The organism is Segatella copri, from assembly GCF_019127135.1.
GTDB lineage: Bacteria > Bacteroidota > Bacteroidia > Bacteroidales > Bacteroidaceae > Prevotella.
Genome location: NZ_JAHOEA010000112.1, coordinates 1 through 3809, shown reverse-complemented (window position 1 = coordinate 3809; position 3809 = coordinate 1). Strand labels below are relative to the sequence as shown.

At 41.5% G+C, this 3809-nt stretch carries 4 protein-coding genes; 2 read left to right on the top strand and 2 right to left on the bottom strand.

Annotated elements, in window-relative coordinates; genetic code table 11:
* The first annotated feature begins 746 nt into the window (after nt 1-746).
* Together KSW37_RS15220 and KSW37_RS15215 are read left to right on the top strand one after the other, a co-directional pair.
* Complete coding sequence (locus tag KSW37_RS15220) at nt 747-1442, top strand: Abi family protein (RefSeq protein ID WP_217315291.1); 696 nt, start codon at nt 747-749, stop codon at nt 1440-1442.
* 15 nt (nt 1443-1457) lie between these two features.
* Nucleotides 1458-2216 (top strand): helix-turn-helix transcriptional regulator, encoded by a 759-nt coding sequence (locus KSW37_RS15215; RefSeq protein ID WP_217315288.1) that lies wholly within the window; start codon nt 1458-1460, stop codon nt 2214-2216.
* A gap of 1 nt (nt 2217) precedes the next feature.
* Here the strand turns inward: KSW37_RS15215 and KSW37_RS15210 are convergent, their stop codons facing one another.
* Entirely contained in the window at nt 2218-2892 is a 675-nt protein-coding gene (locus KSW37_RS15210) for a hypothetical protein (RefSeq protein WP_217315286.1), read from the bottom strand.
* Nucleotides 2893-2904: 12 nt separating this feature from the next.
* A partial coding sequence (locus tag KSW37_RS15205) for an outer membrane beta-barrel family protein (RefSeq protein ID WP_217315284.1) occupies nt 2905-3809 on the bottom strand: 905 nt, incomplete at its 5' end.

Here is a 3809-nt window from a genome sequence, read left to right as displayed (position 1 = left end):
TTTCCAATATCACAAATTGTGACTTTGAACATTACCATATTTAACAGCATTCAAAAGTAGTGCTTTTAGCCTTTAAGCCACTATTGTACAACCCCTTTCTTTGAAAAGAACGTAAAATCAATAGTATTATTGCGGTGATTGCATTTTTAGTAATCGTTTAACTCGTTGCACCGTACTTACTCCTTTACCACTCAACTTCGCCACATACCTAATGGCTATGTCATTAATCCTACCCATACCCCCTGTTTTAGGGTGCATGGGTAGTTTTTTTAAAAAAAAGGAGAAGATTATGGCTGATACTGCAAGAGAAACGGTTTGGCTATGTTAAACTTGGGTTAACTTTACAGTTTTTTTTAGGAACTTGGCTTTTTTTAAGGAAAATTCCGCTAATTTATACAGAATAGCTTAAAATGAGCGAATTATGAGTTTTTCACCTCAATAGAGGTAATGATTTGGCAATAGTTCTAAATTCTGCATTGTGCATACGTTTGCTTGCCTAACAACTCTTTACGGCTACAAAAATACAACAATTACACGAAACCACAATGGTTTTATCAAATTTTTACGGTTAATTTTCTGTAATTATATAATGTGGCATAACCATAATTGCAGAAAATAATGTATTTTTGTAGGCAAATTGTATAAAAAACAAGACCCGATAGCTTGACGAATCAGAGGCTACCGGGAATCAACGCTACAAAGATAGTGTTTTTTCTTGTTACAACCAAGTAAACGAACAAATATTTATGGAATATTTAGAATTTGAGCGAATTTTGTCTGCCAAACGAATACAGAGATACAAAGATGCTGCGAATGGTGACACTCGCAAGGCTATGGCTTTGTATCGTTACAACTTGCGCTTGTCGCAGGAGATGTTCACTATCGTTAGTTGTTTTGAAGTTGCTTTGCGTAATGCGATAGATAGCCTTTTAGTGCCGACCTTGGGAGAGGATTGGTTGAAAGATTCCGTTCAAGACAATGGAATATTCTCCAATGGGCGCATGAACGAAACACGGAAAATCATAGAAAAGGCATACAACCGTTTGAATAGACAAGGTAACTATTCTCATTCCAAGCTGATTGCCGAAATGGAATTTGGAGTTTGGAAATATATGTATTCTTCACTACAGTATCGTGCAACAGGACAATGTCTATTGAGGGCTTTTCCTAACAAACCTCGCTCATCGGCTGCTGTTCAATACAACAACACCTACATTTTCAATGAACTTGACAAGGTGAACAGTCTGCGAAACAGAATTGCTCATCACGAACCGATATGCTTTAGACTTCATGAGGCTGAGATTGATACAAGTTACATTATCAACGAATATCAGAAAATTCAAACCTTGTTTTCGTGGATGGGCATTGATTCACATTCAATGCTTTATGGACTTGACCATGTGCAAAGTGTCTGTGCCAAGATAAATAGTTTAAAAGTGTAATAATAGAGTCTGCTTATGAGCAACGACAAAAATGACTTCTTCCTCCATTCCAATGAGGTAAATCACATAGCGAAGGAGGATTACGACAAGATAGAATTGTTGGTGAATGCGGCAAAGGCTTTTGCTCGCAGCACCTACCAGTGCGTCTATATCATTGACTACTTCCACCAGGGTTTCATCTATGCCTCTGATAACCTGGCGTATCTCTGCGGTTTGCAACCTGAGCAACTCTTGGAGGCTGGCTATCAGATGTATATCGACCATGTGCCAGAGCAAGACTTGCAGATGTTGTTGGAAGTAAACAAGAAAGGTTTCGACCTATTCAACGAACTGCCTGTGGAAGACCGCCTGGAATATACCATATCGTATGATTTTCATCTAACCAACGGCAAGCATAGCCGACTGATTCATCATCATCTCACCCCGATTCTCCTTTCCGATGACGGCAGGATATGGCTTGCCTTCTGCACCGTTTCGTTGGCGGCGACTGATGAGCCAGGACATATCATCATGCAGAAGAATGGCGAGCGTGGGTATTTCGAGTATTCCACAGACCGCCACAAGTGGGAGAGGAAAGAAGGTATAACCTTGAGCGAGGCTGAGAGAGAAGTTTTGAGACTGTCTGCCCAAGGCTATACGATGAATGAAATTGCCGATAGAGTGTGCAAGTCGGTGGATACCATCAAGGCTTGCAAGCGAAGCCTCTTCGCCAAATTGGGTGTGAAGAACATTGCAGAGGCTCTATTCCATGCGGTCAACTATCAGATGATATAAACTATACCTCTTCCAGCAGTGGCGAGAGATAGAACTTAGGGAAATACTTTACCTCCTTGCCTTCCGCAAGTCTGCAAAGGATATTCACGCAATAGCCTGCGGCAATATATGCCCCAATGCTCAGTTGTGGGAAAGATTTCTCTGAATAGTTTTTGATGGCTTCGTCTATCCAAGGTACAGGCTTCTGCCAAAACATGCCATACTGCGAGATGTACTTGCCAAGCTTTCTTTGGAATATATCGGCATTCCAACTATCAAGAGCAATCCTATCTTCATTCTTTTCGATAGAATCCTCTTCATGCTTCCCAATAGAACCCTCATCTGAATTTCGCTTTTTTACCTCGCTGAAAGGATAGCCTTTCGGTTTTTCAACGACGAGGAAAGCTGCCTTGCCAAGGTTGACGGCATGGATGACAGGAATGCCCTGCTTCTTGCATTTCTCATCGAAGGCAAACGAGGCTTCTGTATCGTGCAGCGTGGCATTCACGACATACGCTACCCCCGACAAATCACATTGCTCCACATCTTCCATCGTCAGCGTTTCCTTTTCGAGACGAGAGATTCGGAATCTATCTTTTTGCAGAAGACGATTCTGGAAGTCATAGTGCAAGGCACAGGAAGCTATCAAGCCTCCCATGTCTGCACCTGCTATCATAACATTAACTTGATTATTCATATCGTTGAGAGATTAGAAACGGTTTATTTCCTCATTACCTGCACCTTTACCCTTGTATCGGTTTCTTGAAGTATTGAAGTTGTACTGCAATGTCAAGAGCAAGGCACGAGTATCACTTGTCATGTTTTGCCTAAGTGTAACATCCTTGTTGTAGAATGTAACATTACGGTAGCTCTTGTTGAAAATGTCATTGGCTTCAAGCGACACGGAGAAACGGTTTTTCCAGAAAGCCTTGTAAAGTTTGGCATTGAGGTACGAGGAAGAACCGAGTTTCATGTTGTCCTTGTTACCACGGCTATTCCATTCCATATCGATGTTCATCCAAATGTCTCCAGGCAGATGGATAGCATTTTGGAACTGTACGATTCCCAAAGGATTGCTAAAGGATTTGCGTTCACCCATATACTCGCCTGTGAACCACTGTTTGATGATGCCAGCATTCACTTTAGGTTCCCAAATACCAACCTTAAATTGTGCGCCAACAAATGCTTGTAGTTCATCTATCTTTGGAGTGTTCTCCATGGTGAGCAATTTCACCTCTCCGTCCTCGCAATACGATTTCGTAGTCTGGATAAAGGCATCTTTTCTATGTTCGTATGAAATCTTCGCAAAGAATTGCTTCCATGCACCCATCAACTCTACAGAATGAATCTTCATAGGGGATAGGTAAGGATTGCCACTTTCCAAGGTCAAACGATTGACATAGTTGACTGTTCCATCAAGGTCATCGTATGATGGACGCTGGGTCTTGCTTGTATAGCTCAATGACAATTGCGTTTTTCCAATCTCTGTAGAAATAGACAAAGAAGGGAAAACGTTGTTGTAAGTCTTGCTTTGGTCTTCCTTGAGTTGGCCATTTTCCGTGTATTTGAAGTTGACATGCTCGTAACGAAGTCCTGCCTCTACGGCAACCTTTC

Bases quoted from the DNA above. Each gene is read 5' to 3' on its own strand.
- KSW37_RS15220 (WP_217315291.1), top strand. From the start codon at position 747: ATGGAATATTTAGAATTTGAGCGAATTTTGTCTGCCAAACGAATACAG.
- KSW37_RS15215 (WP_217315288.1), top strand. From the start codon at position 1,458: ATGAGCAACGACAAAAATGACTTCTTCCTCCATTCCAATGAGGTAAAT.
- KSW37_RS15210 (WP_217315286.1), bottom strand. From the start codon at position 2,892: ATGAATAATCAAGTTAATGTTATGATAGCAGGTGCAGACATGGGAGGC.